The organism is Paractinoplanes lichenicola (assembly GCF_016785085.1).
In the GTDB taxonomy this organism is placed as follows: domain Bacteria; phylum Actinomycetota; class Actinomycetes; order Mycobacteriales; family Micromonosporaceae; genus Actinoplanes; species Actinoplanes lichenicola.
Map to the genome: position 1 here is coordinate 176,665 of NZ_JAENHO010000014.1, position 16,072 is coordinate 192,736.

15 protein-coding genes are annotated in these 16,072 nt (G+C 71.2%); 5 read left to right on the forward strand and 10 right to left on the reverse strand.

Annotated elements, in window-relative coordinates; all coding sequences use genetic code 11:
- Nucleotides 1–46: 46 nt before the first annotated feature.
- Entirely contained in the window at nt 47–523 is a 477-nt protein-coding gene (locus JKJ07_RS39965; protein WP_202997212.1) for an NUDIX domain-containing protein, read from the forward strand.
- On the opposite strand, the gene JKJ07_RS39970 is transcribed toward JKJ07_RS39965, so the two are convergent.
- Genes JKJ07_RS39970 through JKJ07_RS39990 form a run of 5 tightly spaced genes read right to left on the reverse strand, consistent with a single transcriptional unit; the run spans nt 502 to nt 5,287 of the window.
- On the reverse strand, nt 502–1,566 hold the full coding sequence (locus JKJ07_RS39970; RefSeq protein WP_202997213.1) for a VWA domain-containing protein: 1,065 nt from the start codon (nt 1,564–1,566) through the stop codon (nt 502–504). The genes JKJ07_RS39965 and JKJ07_RS39970 overlap by 22 nt on opposite strands.
- The gene (locus tag JKJ07_RS39975) at nt 1,566–2,522 is read right to left on the reverse strand and encodes a VWA domain-containing protein (RefSeq protein ID WP_202997214.1); all 957 of its coding nucleotides are present in this window, start codon (nt 2,520–2,522) and stop codon (nt 1,566–1,568) included. The genes JKJ07_RS39970 and JKJ07_RS39975 overlap by 1 nt, the downstream gene beginning before the upstream one ends.
- The gene (locus JKJ07_RS39980; protein WP_202997215.1) at nt 2,523–3,407 is read right to left on the reverse strand and encodes a DUF58 domain-containing protein; all 885 of its coding nucleotides are present in this window, start codon (nt 3,405–3,407) and stop codon (nt 2,523–2,525) included. It abuts the gene before it with no gap.
- Between the two features lies 1 nt (nt 3,408).
- Complete coding sequence (locus tag JKJ07_RS39985) at nt 3,409–4,419, reverse strand: AAA family ATPase (RefSeq protein WP_202997358.1); 1,011 nt, start codon at nt 4,417–4,419, stop codon at nt 3,409–3,411.
- Nucleotides 4,420–4,444: 25 nt separating this feature from the next.
- Nucleotides 4,445–5,287 (reverse strand): S1C family serine protease, encoded by an 843-nt coding sequence (locus tag JKJ07_RS39990; protein ID WP_236030686.1) that lies wholly within the window; start codon nt 5,285–5,287, stop codon nt 4,445–4,447.
- A gap of 394 nt (nt 5,288–5,681) precedes the next feature.
- On the opposite strand from JKJ07_RS39990, the gene JKJ07_RS39995 reads away from it, so the two are divergent.
- Together JKJ07_RS39995 and JKJ07_RS51380 are read left to right on the forward strand one after the other, a co-directional pair.
- Nucleotides 5,682–5,891 (forward strand): hypothetical protein, encoded by a 210-nt coding sequence (locus JKJ07_RS39995; protein WP_236030687.1) that lies wholly within the window; start codon nt 5,682–5,684, stop codon nt 5,889–5,891.
- Nucleotides 5,888–6,298 (forward strand): RNA polymerase sigma factor, encoded by a 411-nt coding sequence (locus JKJ07_RS51380; protein WP_202997217.1) that lies wholly within the window; start codon nt 5,888–5,890, stop codon nt 6,296–6,298. Before JKJ07_RS39995 ends, JKJ07_RS51380 begins: the two co-directional genes overlap by 4 nt.
- 11 nt (nt 6,299–6,309) lie before the next feature.
- On the opposite strand, the gene JKJ07_RS40005 is transcribed toward JKJ07_RS51380, so the two are convergent.
- Together JKJ07_RS40005 and JKJ07_RS40010 are read right to left on the reverse strand one after the other, a co-directional pair.
- Entirely contained in the window at nt 6,310–7,623 is a 1,314-nt protein-coding gene (locus JKJ07_RS40005) for a DUF4832 domain-containing protein (RefSeq protein ID WP_202997218.1), read from the reverse strand.
- 7 nt (nt 7,624–7,630) lie between these two features.
- A complete protein-coding gene (locus JKJ07_RS40010; RefSeq protein WP_202997219.1) occupies nt 7,631–8,767 on the reverse strand; it encodes a type III PLP-dependent enzyme in 1,137 nt (378 codons plus the stop codon).
- A gap of 139 nt (nt 8,768–8,906) precedes the next feature.
- Between JKJ07_RS40010 and JKJ07_RS40015 the strand changes: the two genes are divergently transcribed.
- Entirely contained in the window at nt 8,907–9,836 is a 930-nt protein-coding gene (locus JKJ07_RS40015; RefSeq protein ID WP_202997360.1) for a helix-turn-helix domain-containing protein, read from the forward strand.
- A gap of 37 nt (nt 9,837–9,873) precedes the next feature.
- Here the strand turns inward: JKJ07_RS40015 and JKJ07_RS40020 are convergent, their stop codons facing one another.
- The 3 genes from JKJ07_RS40020 to JKJ07_RS50645 form a co-directional block, all read right to left on the reverse strand.
- Nucleotides 9,874–13,383: a S8 family serine peptidase gene (locus tag JKJ07_RS40020; protein WP_236030688.1), complete on the reverse strand. Its 3,510-nt coding sequence runs from the start codon at nt 13,381–13,383 to the stop codon at nt 9,874–9,876.
- 114 nt (nt 13,384–13,497) lie between these two features.
- Nucleotides 13,498–14,220, reverse strand: a complete 723-nt coding sequence (locus JKJ07_RS40025; RefSeq protein ID WP_202997221.1) for a hypothetical protein — start codon at nt 14,218–14,220, stop codon at nt 13,498–13,500.
- On the reverse strand, nt 14,213–14,746 hold the full coding sequence (locus JKJ07_RS50645; protein ID WP_307834646.1) for an RNA polymerase sigma factor: 534 nt from the start codon (nt 14,744–14,746) through the stop codon (nt 14,213–14,215). The genes JKJ07_RS40025 and JKJ07_RS50645 overlap by 8 nt, the downstream gene beginning before the upstream one ends.
- A gap of 132 nt (nt 14,747–14,878) precedes the next feature.
- Here JKJ07_RS50645 and JKJ07_RS50650 point away from each other — a divergent pair, with 132 nt between their 5' ends.
- Complete coding sequence (locus JKJ07_RS50650; protein ID WP_236030765.1) at nt 14,879–16,057, forward strand: hypothetical protein; 1,179 nt, start codon at nt 14,879–14,881, stop codon at nt 16,055–16,057.
- The last annotated feature ends 15 nt before the right edge of the window (nt 16,058–16,072 follow it).

Sequence of the window (16,072 nt, forward strand, 5' to 3'; positions counted from 1 at the left end):
CGGCCGTGTCCGCCGGGCGAAGAGACGGCGAAGTACCGTCACCCGCATGACCTTGGGTGACTTCTGGACCCGCCTGCCCACCAAGCTGGTCGGCGCGGGCGCGCTCCTCACCGACGAGGACGACCGTCTCCTGGTGGTCGAGCCGACCTACAAGCAGGAGTGGGAGATCCCCGGCGGCGTCGTCGAAGCCGGCGAATCACCCCGTACGGGTGTGCAACGCGAACTGCTCGAGGAGCTGGGCCTCGCGCTCACGGTGACCGACCTGCTGGTCATCGACTGGGCCCCGCCCCCGCCCGGCCAGCCCGGCCGCCCCGACGGCCTGATGCTCGTCTTCGACGCCGGCGTGCTGCCCGCCGACCAGGCCGCCCGCATCACCCTCCCGGCCGACGAACTGCGCAGCCACCGCTGGTGCACCGACGCCGAGGCCGCCGGCCTGCTCGCCCCGCGCCTGGCCCGCCGCATGGTCGCCGCCCGCCAGGCCCGAGCCGCCGGCACCCCTCTTTACTCGGAGGAGGGCCGGTAGGGCTGCGGCCGGTTCCACCACAGGCTGAGTCCGACCGCCGTCACCACCAGCAGCGACGCGGCCAGCACGAACCAGAACGTGATCTCGACGTCCTGCTTGCGCAGGTTGAACTCGCGGGGCAGGTCGGTCAGGACGTCCACCAGCTGGTCGGCGTCCTCGGCCCGGAAGTAGCGCCCGCCCGTCGTGTCGGCCACCTGGGTCAGCGCCTGCTCGTCGATCTCCTGGTTGCGCCCGCCGCCGCGGCCGCCGCCCCAGCCCCGGCCGCCGCCGAACGGGGAGTCGCCGCCGATCTGGTCGGCCGTGCACACCATCGGCGCCGGCTCGGTCGTGCCGAACCCGATCGTGTAGACCCGCACCCGCCGGGCCGCCGCCTGCTCGGCCGCGGTCTCCGGGTCGACGCCCGTGGTGTTGGAGCCGTCGGTCAGCACGACGATCGTGTCCGGCTCGTAGTCGCCCAGCTGCCCCGGATCGGTCAGCTCGACGCCGGTCTTGGCGACCCGCGGGTTGCTCTCCGCGATCGCGTCGATCGACGTCAGGATCGCCTGCCCGATGGCCGTACCGCGGGCTGTTCTGAGGGTGTCGATGGCGTCGAGCAACGAGTCCTTGTCGGTTGTCGGCGCGACCAGCAGGCCGGCGATGCCCGAGAACGCGACCAGCCCGATCCGCGTGCCGTCCTCCTGCTCGCGGACGAACTTGCGGGCCGCGTCGGTCGCCACCGTGAACCGGTTGGGCTGCACGTCGGTCGAGCACATCGAGCCCGACACGTCGATCGCCAGCAGCACCGACGTGCTGTTCGACGGCACCGACACCGACGCCTCGGGCCGGGCCAGCGCGAACCCGAGCGCGAGCAGCCCGGCCAGGAACAGCCAGACCGGGACGCGCCGGCGCCACGACGACCGTCCGGGCAGCGCGGCCCGGATCAGCGCGACGCTCGACACCGTGATCGCCGAGCGCTTGCGCCGCCGGTTGAGCCACCAGCGGATCGCCAGCAGCAGCGGCACGGCGAGCAGCGCGGTCAGGGCCCACGGCCAGCTGAACGACATCAGACGATCCTTCCGTGCCAGCGGGTGCCGAGCACGGCGCCCAGCATGAGCAGCAGCAGGGCGGCGCCGGCGAACGGCGCGGTCAGCTCGAGCGGCTCCTTCTTGGCGGACAGCCGCAGGTCGATCGACTTGGTCGTGTCGTTCAACGTGTTCGCGTCCCCGGCCGGCAGATAGGACCCGCCGGTCGTCTGAGCCACCGCGGTCAGCAGCGACGCGTCGAGCGCCGTGCCGAGCTGGAACCCGTCCACCTCGACGGTGCCGCCGCGCTCGGTGCCCACCCCCACGGCCTGGATCCGTACGCCCGCGGCCGCGGCCAGCTCGGCCGCCGCCTCGACGTCGGGGCCGCCGGTCTCCTGCCCGTCCGAGAACAGCACGATCGTCGCCGACGGCCAGTAGCCCAGATTTGGTGCGGCCGCGCCGTCCTCGGGCAGCGTGACCGGTTTGCCGGTGATCGTGCCCAGCCCGACCAGGATGGCCTGCCCGAGCGAGGTGCCGCCGCTCGCCGAGAGCCGGCTGATCGCGGCCAGGGCGGCGTCGTGGTCGTCGGTCGGGGCCTGGGTCAGCAGCGCCTGATCACCGAAGACGAGCACCCCCACGTCGACCGTGCCCGGCTGCTCCTCGACGAACTGCTTGGCCGCCTCCTGCGCCGCGGCGAGCCGGGAGGGCGTCACGTCCTCGGCGCGCATGCTGTTCGACACGTCGAACGCCAGCAGCACTGTCCCCGACACCCGCGGCGTGGTGACCTCCGCCGACGGCCGGGCCAGGCCCACCAGCATGATCGGAAGGGCGAGCAAGATCAGCCCGTACGGGAGGTGGCGTTTTATTCTCCCCGGCATTGCGAACCCGGCCCGGCGCAGCGCCACGGTTCGTCGTTTCTGCAGATTCCCGTACGCCGTCACGGCCGCGACCGTGACGAGCAGCGCGACCGCCAGCAGGGCCGGATAGGAGAAGCTCACTCAGCGCCTCCGGCCCGAACGGCCGACCATGTCGACCAGCGCCGACAACAGGTCCTGATCGGTGGTGATGCGCTGGGCGCTGACCCCGGCCCGGCGCATGCCCGCGGCCAGCTCCTCCTCGCGGGCCCCGGCCTGCTCGGCCAGCCGCCCGCGCAGCAACGGGTCACTCGTGTCGACCAGCAGCTGCTCGCCCGTCTCGGCGTCCTCGACCAGGATCACGCCCAGGTCGGGCAGCTCGACCTCGGCCGGGTCGACCACCCGGATCACCACGACCTCGTGCCGGTGGGTGAGCCGGGCCAGCGGCCTGTCCCAGCCCGGGTCGCCGATGAAGTCGCTCATCACGAAGACCAGGCTGCGCCGCTTGACCGTGGTGGCCGCGGCCAGCCGCAGCATCGCCGACAGGTCGGTCGTCTTGCCCGGCTTGCCCTTGGGCGCGGGCCGCAGCAGCTCGTGGGTGATCCGCAGCACCTGGTCGCGGCCGCCGCGCGGCGGGATCACCTGGTGGCTGTGGTTGTCGAACAGGATCGCCCCGACCCGGTTGCCGCCCCGCGCAATCAGCCGCGCGATGCTGGCCGCCAGCTCCGTGGCCGTCGATTCCTTCCCTTTTTGCTGGCCGAACCTCATCGATGCCGACCGGTCGATCACCAGCCAGGCCGTGAGCTCGCGATCCTCGGTGTATTGCCGCACGTACGGCTCGTCCAGCCGCGCGGTGACGTTCCAGTCGATGTGCCGCACGTCGTCCTCGGCCGCGTAGAGCCGCAGGTCGGTGAAGTCGATGCCGGCGCCGTGCCACACCGTGCGGTAGTTGCCCTGCAGCCGCCCGTCGAGGCGCCGGCCGAGCCGCCACTCCAGGCGCCGGAGCAACCTGTCCGGGGCCGACGTCATGTCAGCGTCCCCGCCCGGCCGGCTCGGGAATCGCCACGTTGGCCAGCACCTTCTGCAGGATCACGTCGGCGGTCACGTCGTCCGAGAGCGCCTCGTACGACAGCACGAGCCGATGCCGCATCACGTCCAGGGCAAGATCGGTCAAATCCTCCGGTACGACGTATTCGCGTCCCCGGATGAACGCGAGCGCCCGCCCCGCCAGCACCAGGCTGATCGACGACCGGGGACTGGCCCCGAACGTCACGTAGCGGGCCAGGTCGGTCAGGCCGATCCGCGCCGGTTCGCGGGTGGCGTGCGCGAGCTGCACCGCGAACTCGATCAGCGACGGGTCGACGTACACCTGATCGGCCTGTTGTTGCAGCCCGACGAGCGTCTCCGGGTCGATGATGCGCTGGATGACCGCGGCCGCGCCGAGCGCCCGCTCGACGACGACGAACTCCTCGGTCACGCTCGGATAGCCGACGACCACCTTCATCATGAACCGGTCGGTCTGCGCCTCGGGCAGCGGATAGGTGCCCTCGGTCTCGATCGGGTTCTGCGTGGCCATGACGAGGAACGGGTTGGGCACCTTGTGGGTCTCGCGCCCGATCGTGACCTGCCGCTCCTGCATGACCTCGAGCAGCGCCGACTGCACCTTCGCGGGCGCCCGGTTGATCTCGTCGGCCAGCAGCAGGTTGGTGAAGACCGGGCCCAGCTGCACCTGGAACTCACCGGTCGGCTGGTGATAGACCCGGGTGCCCACGATGTCGGCCGGCACCAGGTCGGGCGTGAACTGCACGCGGTGGAACTCGCCCCCGATCGCCTCGGCCAGCGACTTCACGGCGAGGGTCTTGGCCAGGCCGGGCACGCCCTCGACCAGGATGTGCCCGCGCGCGAGCAGCGCCACGAGCAGCCGCTCGAGCAGCATGTCCTGGCCCACGATGGTCTTCTTGACCTCGTAGAGCACCTTCTCGATCGGACCGGCCGAGGCCGGCGGGGCATCGGTCCAGTTGTAGGCGCCGCGTGCCGGCATGTTCATACGTCCGTCCTTGGTGTGTCTAGAGAGGTGGGTTCTGCCCGTCGCCCTCGCCGGCCCCGAGCGCGGAGCCGATGGGGACGGCGAAGCCGATGCCGATGAACGTGCCGGCGTCGGTCGGGTTGGCCAGCGCGACCACCACCCCGATGACCTGGCCCTGATCGTTGATGAGAGGGCCGCCCGAACTGCCCGGGTTGACCGCCGCGTCGAACTGGATGAGCCCCGCGATGTCGCCACCCTGGTCGCGGCTCAGCGTGCGTTCGAGCCCCGAGACGACACCGCTGGTCGTGGTCGCGGTCAGCCCGAGCGGGTTGCCGATGGCCACCACGTCGTCCCCGATCCCCGCGCCGCCGCCCAGCACGGCCGGCACCAACGTCTCGGGCAGCTTCTCCGGGGTGAGGGTCGCGATGTCTTGCTTCTGATCCTGCGAGGCCACCGCCGCCGGCGACTCGGTGCCGTCCGCGTACGAGATCGTGATGCTCTTGGCCCCCTCAACCACGTGAAAGGCCGTCAAAATGGTGCCGTCAGCGTTGACGATCGTGCCCGTCCCGGTGTCGGCGCCCTGGCCGCTGCCGGTCGCCTTGATCAGCACCACCGAGGGCCGCAGCGCCTGATAAACCTGCGGCACAGTAAGCGGCGCATCCGACGAAGGCGCCGCCGAGGGAAGCGCAGCGGCCGGCGCCTCGGACTCGCCCCCACCCCGGAACAGCACAACACCAGTGATCACCACCGCCCACAGGACGACCGCGCCAACGAGGACCTTCCGCCGCAAATCAGCCCGTTTCCACCAGGCCGGCGGCCGCGGCTCCTCGGCCGTGGGTGGCGTCTGCTCCCCGCCCGCGGGCCGGAGCACCTCCATCTCCATCCATCGACTGTAGGAGCGATTTCTCAAAACTCCATCAACGAGCCCCGTTTATGCACGTCTGCGAATCCTGTGGATTTCTCGTCGCACCAGCGGGGCCCTCTGCGGGGTCGACGCCGGCCAAGTTCGACCGAACTCACAGCCAACGCAACGTCATCGAGCCGCTCGGCACAATGATAAGAAAATCCCGCCACTCAGCGTGACGCATTGAACCCGCCGGGTCGTCCGCCGGGCCCCTGTCGCTCCGCTTTCGGGACACTACTTTGCGAGATCTATCCAGCTCAGGCAGCTGATCATCGATCTTCACGAAGTTCGCTGGCGGTCCGGCGTCACCATCTGCCGTCTCCCACGGACAGTAGTTATCAGGGAGGTACTAACCAGGGGGAAGGTGCACGGGATGCTGACGGAGTCGCTCTCTGATTACGGAACGGTGGCCCTCGCTCTCGGTCTCGCCGGAACGGCGACCCGGATGACCGAGCTTATGAGGCTGGCCGCGACTCGTCACGACAGCGTGCGGATCACCGAGCGGGATCGTGACGGGCACCGTGTGGTCGAGCTGGGCGGCCAGGAACGCCCGACGACCGCCGGGAACAAGGAGGCGGCGTGAGCGCGGTGGACGGTTCGGCTGCCCTGACTCCGGCGCCCGACGGTACGGCAGCTCAGGACGCGGAGGAAGAAGAGTACGAGCGGACCCACCGCGAGACCGCGACACCACCAGACGAGTTGCGGGCGGCGCTAACAACCGACGTGGCCGATGCCCACGGCGCTCAGGATGCCCTCCGCCGCTGGCTGCAAAGCATTCCGGCCCGTCATGCCGAGGTCTTCCAGATGACCCAAGAGGTCTTCAGTGACCAACAGATCGCCGACACGCTCGGCATCACCGAGCGCAGTGTCCACAGTTACCGGGCGCTCGCCCTCAAGCGGCTACGCGAACTGGCCGCGAGTTCGGGGCACAAAGGCGAGTCGATCGAGTTGGAACTGCGGCTTCCGGAGCAGCGAGTCGCCTCCGGTTGAGAGCGGCGCGGTCAGCCGACCGTCAAGGTGGCGCCCAGGTTGTTGCGGCCCGTTTTGGCGTCCCATACGCCTGGGTTGGCCAGGTGGATGGCGTACGCGGGGGTGGTGGCCAGGCGTGGGGACGGGTCGGGCAGGGAGAGGGCCAGGCTGTAGGTGCCGCGGGCGGGGGCCGTGAAGGTCGCGCGCAGGGTCACGGTTTTGCCGGGGAGCAGGGTGCGCAGGTCGGCGGGAACGCGGACCGTCGTGGTGCGGCCGGTGGCGGTGGTGAGCAGCAGGTTGACGGGGCGGTTGGTAATGGGGGCGGCGTAGCCGTCGTTGGTCAGGGTCAGCTGGGCGGTGGCCTTGGTGCCGGGGCGGGCGGTCGACGGGAGCGTGGCACGGGTCAGGTGCAGGCGGTAGCCGAGGCGGCGGGCGGTCTCGGTGCGGCCGGCGGCGCCCCAGGAGGCGAGGACGTCGGCGTTGAAGGACGGGTTGAGGTAGGTCCAGTGGTAGCGGGCCATCTCAGCGCGTGCGGTGGGCCAAGTGGAGCGTGACGACACGTCGCAGGTCTCGCCGCCTACCAGGGTGGTGGTTGTGGCGGCCAGCCACTGCGGGTCGTCGGGGGCGGTGAACGTTCCGTAGTCGTCGGTGCCGGCCAGGAAGCAGTCGTTGTGGAGGCCCAGGCGGGTGACGGTGGGAAAGAGTCTGCGCTTGTATTCGGGGGTGCGGACCTGGATCTGGGTGCTGGGGTCGGTGGCGGCCAGCAGCGCGGCCAGGACGGCCTTGCGATCGGCCCAGTTCTGGGCGGTCAGCACGCCGGGGGACGACGAGAAGTTGTCGCTGTAGTACCACTCGCCCCACTGGCCGATGAAGCCTGCCTGCAGGGCGGCGATCACGTCGGCGTTCGTCTTGAGGGTGGGGGCGACCTGGGAGATGTGCTCGAGGACGCGCGCCAGCGGGGCGTCGGCCGAGGAAGTGTCGCTGTACGAGAAGCGGAGCACGATCTTGACGCCGGCCATCCGTACGGCGGTGAAGTCGGCGGCGATGCGGGCCAGGTCGGCGGCGGGTAGAGCGGCGTCGCGGGAGAGGTAGTAGTGCCGGTAGACCAGGCTGCGCGACTCGGTGAGGCGGGCCTGGGTGAGGTCGGCGGCGACCAGGGGCTCGAACGCGGCGCCCAGGTGTGTCTCGCTGTAGGTGAAGAAGCCGCGGCCCGGGTTGGCGAAGACCTCCGATGAAGCAGCGTAAGACCTGGTCGCGGCCTGGGCCGGGCCGGGCGTGAGGAGCACGGCGACGGCCAGGGCCGCGACGGGAAGCAGGCGCATGACCCGGCTGATCGGCCGGGCCACGCCGGAATCAAGGAGAAACGACAGTTCGCAGTGGGGGCAGGCCGTTGAAGCCGACCGCCGAATAGGTTGCCGTGTACGCGCCTGTTCCGTGGATCCGGATCACCTCGCCGGCCGCCAGGTCCAGCGGGAGATCGTAGGGCGCGTGCTGGTAGAGGATGTCGACGCTGTCGCAGGTGGGGCCGGCCAGGATCACCGGGCCGGTGGGGCCGTCGCGGGTGGTCGACAGCTCGTACTGGATGGCCTCGTCCTCGGTCTCGGCCAGGCCGCCGAACCGGCCCACATCCAGGTAGACCCAGCGCGGCTCGTCGTCGTACGACTTGCGGGCGACCAGCACAACCTGCGTGTGCAGCACACCGGCGGGCCCGGCGATGTAGCGCCCCGGCTCGATCATGAGCGATGGCGGCCTATATCCGAAATGCCGCCGGACAGCCGCGAAGACCGCGGAGGAGAAAGCCGTGATCGGCGCCACCGGCGTGCGATAAGGCACCGGGAACCCGCCGCCCGCGTTGAGGATCCGGAGCGTGATGCCCGACTGCTCCAGCACCTTGAAGATCCAGGCCGCGGTGGCGATCGACGGCTCCCACCTGTCCGGGTGCAGCTGCTGCGACCCCACGTGGAAGGCGATGCCCGCCGGGTCGAGCCCGCGCAACGCGGCCACCTTCATCAGCTCGGCCGCCATCTCGGGCACGCACCCGAACTTGCGGGAGAGCGGCCACCGAGCACCGTCGCTCGATGCCAGCACCCGGCACAGCACCGAGGAGCCCGGCGCATGCGTGACGATCTTGTCGAGCTCCATGTCGCTGTCGAACGCGAACATCCGGACCCCGCGGGCGTACGCGTACGCGATGTCCTCGCTCTTCTTGATCGTGTTGCCGTAGCTGAGGTCAGCCGGGGACGCGCCCGCGGCCAGGCAGAGGTCGATCTCGGCCCGGCTCGCGACGTCGAACTGGCAGCCGGCGGCGACCAGCGCTCTCAGTAGCGGCGGTTCGGGGTTGGCCTTGACGGCGTAGTGGATGCCGGCCCCGGCGAAGGCGTGGGCGATCCGCTCGTACTGCGCGCGGGCCACGTCCACATCGATCACCAGGCAGGGGGTCTGATCCAGGCCGGCCTGCAGGAACTGTTGTGCGTCTGCGGTCACTGTCATGGCTTCGTGTCCTCATCGGCGACGGGGCAACGATCTAGCTGACGGACTTGCGATTGGACACAGCGTACTTCCGTCGATGCTTTCCGTGGTTATCCGACTGTGACAACAAGAACGAATTAGTGTGGGCGCCGTGTTCGACATGCTCTCCGCGTCGGAGCAGCACGCCTATCGCCTGCTGGTGCGCATGGCCGGCGCCGCCCCGGCGGATCTCGCGGCGCAGGCCGCCCTGTCCGGCGACGAGGCCCGGGCCCTGCTCGAGGCGCTGCACCGCAAGGGGCTGGCCACCGCCGGCCCGATCTTCCACGCCCTGCCGGCCGACGTCGCGCTGGGCGACGCCCTGCTGCGCGAGCAGCAGTCGCTCGAGTCGGCCCGCCGGCTGGTGGCCGCGCTGAGCGAGGAATATCGCACCAACACCCGCCGCCGCAGCCCCGAGCACCTGGTCGAGATCGTGGTCGGCGCGGCCGCCCTGCGCGACCGGCTGCGCGAGATGCAAGATTCGGCCCGCGAGGAGATCCTCTGGTTCTGCCGGGCCAACCCGATCGCCATGCAGGGCCCGGAGAACACCGAGGAGTCGACGGCCCTCGAGCGCGGCGTCCGCTACCGCGCGATCTATGAGCGCGAGCTGCTCGAGAAGCCGGGGGAGCTGGACAGCATCGTCGACGCGATGAAGCTCGGCGAGCTCTCCCGCACACTCCCCCACCTGCCCGTACGCCTGGCCGTGGCCGACCGGGCGCTGGCGATCTGCCCGCTCGTGCCCGACGCGGCGCGCGGCGTCGGGGAGCCCACCGCGGCGCTGATCCGCCCCAGTGAGCTCCTCGACGCCCTGGTCGCCCTCTTCGAGAGCTACTGGGAGCGCGCCACCCCGCTGCTGCCCGACGGCAGCGAGGAGGAGCCGGACAAGTTGCTGCTGTCGCTGTTCGTCGCGGGATTGCCCGACAAGTCCATCGCGACCCAGCTCGGGGTCAGCCGCAGGACGGTCCAGCGCCGCCTCGACCGCCTGATGGAGGCGGCCGGCGTGGACACCCGAGCCGGCCTGGCGTTCCAGGCGGCCCGGCGAGGCTGGTTATAAGCGCTGTAGGCCGGCCAGCGGTCCTCGACAAGCGGTCTCATCGGCCGTACGCCCTGATCACGGTCTGCTCGACCGAGTTGCCCGATTTGTCGGAGGCGACGACTCGCAACGAGACCGGGGTCCGGCCGCCGGGCACGACCACGACTGGCCCCAGCATGAGAGCCGGTTTCCAGGTACGACCGTCGTCGGCCGAGGTGGCGACGGAGACCCGCTGGGCGCCCGGCACCTTCACGGTCAACACCGGACTGACCCCGTACGAGACCTGGAGCAGCGGAAGCGTCCCCTCGGCACCCGACTTGAAGGTCCACGAGGTCGACGTCGACGTGCCGTAGAGCCAGTCGTCGCCGCCCCGCGCGGTCGCCAGATCGAGCCGGTAGGTCGCCTTCCCGGCCGGCACGGGGACGTCCTGCCAGCCGTTCGGCAGTTCGGCGAGGAGGCTGCCGTCGCGCGACAACTTGGCCCCGGAATCCGTCACCAGGTAGTGCCGGTCGGAGCTGTCCACGAACGACGCCACCCGCAGCTGCAACGTGTTGCCCGTACGGCTGCTGGTGTGCCCGGACGGCGTGGCCGGCCGCACGACGGGCGCGTACCAGGTCTCCGAAGCCGAGCCGGCCCGCCCGTACGAGATCGGGTCCTCGACGATGCCCCCTTGCAGGCTGCCACCCAGGTTGCTCCACGGGAACTCATGGTGAACCTGGTGCTGCCACACGCTGTCACCGGTCGACACCCACTCCTCACGCACCGTCGGCGTCCGCACATCGCGCTGCGTGTCGTTCCACGAGTACTCCTGATACGGCCGCCACCCGAAGCGCTGCTCGCGGACCCAGTCGAACCCGCCGTTGTGCGCGTACCGCGAACTGATCCGATACGAATTGGCCGCCGTCACCTTGTGCACGATCCCGTCCGGCACCCGGTCCTTCGAGACCTGGAAGACGTCGTACAGGTAGGGGCTGTTGGTCGTGAGGGTGAGCGAGATGCGGGCGCCCGCGCGGGCCAGGATCCGCTGCCCGTCGTCGTGCGCCACCTGCGCGGTCGGAATCGGCAGGCGCAACTCGGCGCTCGGATCCCAGGGCTGCCAGGCGCTGCGATCGGCCGGCAGCACGACCAGCGCCACTGCCGCCCCGGCCGCGGCCGCCGCCTGCGAGGCCTCGTCCGCGTTGTCCGACTCGAGCACCACGGCCTTGCCGCGCACGTTCCCGCCGAGCCCCTTCACGAGATCAAAACGGCGAGTTCCCTCGTACGCCGGGGAGTTGACGCACAAATTGATGTCGAGCTCGCCGGTCACGCCCGGAATGCTCGCCTGCACGAGCGGCGCGACAAGCTGCCAGCGCGACGAGAACTCGTAACTCCCCTTGCGCAGCTTCGCGGTCGGCGTGACGTTGATCTTCTGGACCGCGCTGAAGTTCATGAAGCCGTTGATGATGCCGCGGCCGCTGCCGGTCACCCGGCGTACGTAATAACTCTCCACCGTCCGCTGCTCGGCCGGCTTCGGCGTCTCGATCCTGATCGGCTTGGCCGTACGGGCGTCGAGCACCACGGTCAGGTCACGGTCGACCTTGAGTTCGGGGATCGTGACCAGGTTGTCCTGCTCGTTCTGGGGCCCGCTGCTGGGGATCGTGGCGTCGACCAGGTAGTCGCCCTCGGCCAGCTGGAACGTCTTCTCCTCGCCGGCGTCCAGGAAGTTGAGCACGTCGAAGCGCCGGTCGTCGCCGAACGCCTGCAGCACGGGCACCGGCGCGGGCTTGCCGTCGCGCCCGATCGCCTTGAACGTGACCAGGTGCCGTTCCCTGTCCAGCGTGCCGCCGATCGCGGTCGTGACCAGCACGCCGCCCGGCCCGGTGGCGGTGAGCCGGCCGTCGAGCTGCCCCGGTTCCACGGCGGGCAGGTTCCAGCCGAGAGCCACGTCAGCGCTGCCGCCCGCCGGCACGGTGACAGTCGCCGGGGTCACGGTGATCTGCGACAGGGAGGACCGCAAGGTCAGCGTCACGGGCGCCGGGCCGGCGTTGGTGTAGGTCACCTTCCGCGACACCGCCGGGTCGCCCAACGCGTGCAGCCCGAAGTCGGCCACGCCGGTGCCCGAGATGTTCTGTCGCACGGCCCGCGCGATATCGACCCGGCCGGCCCCCTGGGCGTAGACCGAGGCATCAGACGCCAGGAGAGATGTGCTGACCAACGAGTTCTTGATCTGGGCGCCGGTCCAGTCCGGGTGCTGCTGGGCGACGATGGCGGCCGCCCCGGCCACGTGCGGCGTGGCCATCGAGGTGCCGTTGGCCGCGGTGTAGAGCTCGTCGACCGGCTCGCCCATCGTGGTGCCGGCGGCGCGGGCGGCCACGATGCCGACGCCGGGCGCGGTGATCTCGGGCTTGAGCCCCTCGTCGCCCAGGCGCGGGCCGCGGCTGGAGAAGTCGGCCAGCTGGTTGTCGCGGTCGACCGCGCCGACCGTCAGCGCCGAGGGGGAGGCGCCGGGTGTGCCGACCGAGTAGTCGGCGCCCTCGTTGCCCGCCGCCACCACGAACAGCGCACCGGTCGAGGCGCTGAGCTCGTCGACGGCGGCGCTCATCGGGTCGGTGCCGTCGGTCGCGCTGCCGCCCAGGCTCATGTTGACGACCTTGGCCCCGGCGCCCGCGGCCCACTCCATGCCCGCGATGATGCCGCTCTCGTAGCCGGTGCCGCTGTCGTCGAGCACCTTGCCGACCAGCAGTCTCGCGCCGGGGGCGACGCCCTTGCGGGTGCCGTTCGACCCCGCGCCCGAGCCGGCCACCGTGGCCGCCACGTGGGTGCCGTGTCCGAAGTGGTCGGCGGTGTCGGGGCTGCCGCTGAAGTCGCGCGCCTCGGCGATGCGGCCGGCCAGGTCGGGATGGTTCTGGTCGGCGCCGGTGTCGAGCACGGCCACGGTGACGCCGCGGCCGTCCAGCCCGGCCTGCCAGGCCTCGGGCGCGCCGATCTGGGCCGTGCTGCGGTCGAGCACCGGCTTGACCTGGCCGTCGAGCCAGATCCGGTCGGTGGTCGCGGTGCGCGCTTCGCCGCCGGCTTGCTTCTGCGTACGCCAGAAGTCCGCGAGCGAGTCCTTGTCGGCGCGCACGGCCACGGCCCCCAGGCTGGGCAGTGCGACGCCGGCCGAGGCGCCCAGCGTACGGGCGGTGGTTGTGGCCTGGGCCGACTTGACGATCAGCGGGAGCGTGTCGCGGGCGGCGTCGCCGTAGCCCTGGTCGATCAGCCGTTGCACGTCGAACAGCTCGGCGTCGACCCGCCCGGCGGCGAGCAGCGGGACGGCGTCGGCGGGCACCACCCGTACGCCGTCCTTGGTCTCGACGGTCGTGAACGACATGCGCTCGCGACCCGGCCCCGGCCGCACCGACGCCGCCACCCGCCCGTCGCCCGAGGGCACGAGCTGGACGACGTCGCCGGTGATCAGCGTGATCGCCCGGGCCACGGGCGAATGCGGTAAGGACGCGGCGGCCGGTCCTGGCGGGGACGCGGCCACCGCGCCGGCCCCGATCAGGAGGCCGGCCGTCAGGACACCGGTCAGACGTTTACTGGGTGACAAGGCCGACTCCTCAGCGCTCGGGAATGAACGCATTGTTAAGTCGGTCGATCTCCGGCCGGGAGATGCAGACCCTGCCGCAGAGGTGACATGGCGCGATGTGGACAGCCGTCGATTTCAGGAAAGTGACAGGGCGGTTGCCTTCGCCGGCTCGAGGCTCGTGAAGCCCTCCAACCGGTACGTGACCGCATCCCGCTCCCAGATCAGGGTGGGGGTGGCCAGCCGGGCCGTGGCGGTGCGCTCCAAGCCGGCGCGGTCGACGTAGGTGAGCGTGTGCTGCTTCGGGAGCCAGATCGACATGCCCGGGCCCAGGTCGACCCACTCGGCATCGGGCGCCTGCTTGAAGAAGACGCCCGCGGAGCCGGCGAACTGGTCGAAGCGCACGGTGCCGCCGCGATAGACCGCGCTGACCACCCGCGGGACGCCGTTGTCGTCGGGGTCGGCGAGCTCGACGCGCTCCGGCGGGCCGAGGGTGGCGGGCAGCTTCACCGTGAACGGCGCACGTTGGCGGGCCTGCTCGAGGGTGACCCCGCCGGTCGAGGGCAGCGGGCTCGGGCTTTCTCGAGGAGGCGACGCCTGACGTCGCACTTCGATGCCGGCCACCCGCAGCACCTGGGCGACCGCGTCGACCACCGTGGCGCGGGCCGGCTCGACGGCGATCACGGCCACGGTCACGGCGGCCAGGGCGGAGGCCAGCCAGAGCCGCCAGCGGCGCTGAGGGCGTACGGGAACCGAAAGCCGGGAACGCACGGTGGCGCGCTGGTCGGCCGCCTCGGGCACGGCCAGGAAGGGGTCGAGCTCGCGCAGCTCGGCGATCAGGTCGTCGTGCGGCTCAGGCATCCGGCACCTCCTCGGCCCGCAGATGCTCACGCAACCGGGCCAGCGCCCGCGCGGTACGCGACTTCACGGTCCCCTTGGGCACCCCCAGCGCCGCCGCGGTCTCCTGCTCGCTCAGATCGAGCAGGTAGCGGCAGACCAGCACGTCCTGGTCGCGCTGAGCCAGCGACCGCAGATTGCCGATCAGCCGCTCGCGGCGTTCGCGGGCCAGCACGGTGTCGGCCGGACCGGGCTCGTCGGGCGCCGGCTCCGTGACAGCGGCCGCGCGCAGGACCAGCCCGTCGCGGCGGCGGCGCGAACGGTGCAGGTTGCGGGTCTCGTTGGCCACGATGGCGAGCAGCCACGGGCGGAAGCCGGACTCGCCGCGGTAACGCGACAACTGCCGGTACGCCTTCACCAGCGCCTCCTGCACCACGTCGTCGGCGTCGTCACCCGCGCCGAGCAGCACGGCGGCGCGATGCGCGGGCACGGTGTAGCGGGCGACGAGGACCTCGTAGGCCCCCAGGTCGCCCGACCGGGCCCGGCTCACCGCCGTGGCGTCGTCGATTTCTATGGCCTCTCTCAGCCCGGGCTCCTTCTGCCTCGCACCGACACTGCACTGACACCGCCGGGCACGGAAAGGTTCCCGGAACCTGATGCCGATTCGTGGTGTCTGCAGGGCATGACCACACGCCGTTCGTTCCTCGCCCTCTCCGGTGGAGTGCTCGCCGCCGTGGCCGGTTGCCGCGGGTCGAAGCCGGCCGCCACCCCGGTTCCCGATGTGGTGCTGGCCCGGGGCCGCGACGGTGTCGTCCGGCTCACGGGCGCCGAGGCTCGGCCCCTGGGCGCCGGGTCGGTGCTGAGCCGGGACGGTGCCATCGCGTACGCGGGCCAGCTGGTGCGGATCGACGCGGCGACCGGGGCACCCCTCCAAGAGCAGTCGATCGGGGGTGGCTGGGTGCCCCGGGTGGTCGCCGAGTCCGGCGACGCCTGCGTGCTGGCCCGCACGCGGCCCGCCGATCCACCGGTCGGCCGCACCTCGTCGCCGCTGCTGGTGATCGGGCCCGACCGGCACGACGAGCTCACCCTGCCCGGCTGTGTCGAGCCGGACGCGTTCACGGCCGACGGCCAGGGGCTCTTCGTGCTCGACTGGCTCCCGGCGGACAATCCCGACCACTACCGCGTACGGCTGCTGAGCTTCACCGACGGCAAGATGACGCCACTGTTCACGCGGGACAAGCGGCCCGTCCCGGAAGACGCCGAGGAGCAGATGCGGGGCCGGGGACGGCAAGCCGTGTACTCGCGGGCCCGGCAGACGCTGTACACGCTCTATACGCATCAGCCCGAGCATCAGCACACCCGCGACCTGCTCAAGGGCACCCGCAGCCACGTGCACGCGTTCGTCCACGTGCTGCACTTGAGCGAGCAGTGGGCGTACTGCCTCGACCTGCCCGACCCGTTCGGGCAGGGGCCGGCCGAGGGGCACGCGCTGGCCGTCGACGGGCAGCGGATCGCCGTACTGGACACGGCTTCGGGCTCGATCGCGTACGCGGGCGCCGAGTCGCTGGCGATCGAGGAAGTGGCCCGGATCCCGGCCGGAAAAGGCGTGGCCAGCCTGGCTTCCGGCGACGGCGGGCGGCTTTTCGCGGCCGACGGCGCCACCGTGCACGTGCTCGACGGCTCGCGGCCGGCGGCGACCTGGACGCTGCCGACGGCCGCTCGGGGGCTGCAGCTCAGTCCGGATAAGTCGCGGCTCTACGCGGGAGGCGACGACGAGGTGGTCTGGCTCGACACCACCTCGGGCTCGGTGCGGGGGCGGGCGCGGGCGGAGGGCCTGGTCGATGTTCTTTCCGTTAAATAGCCGAAAGTTCCGGTC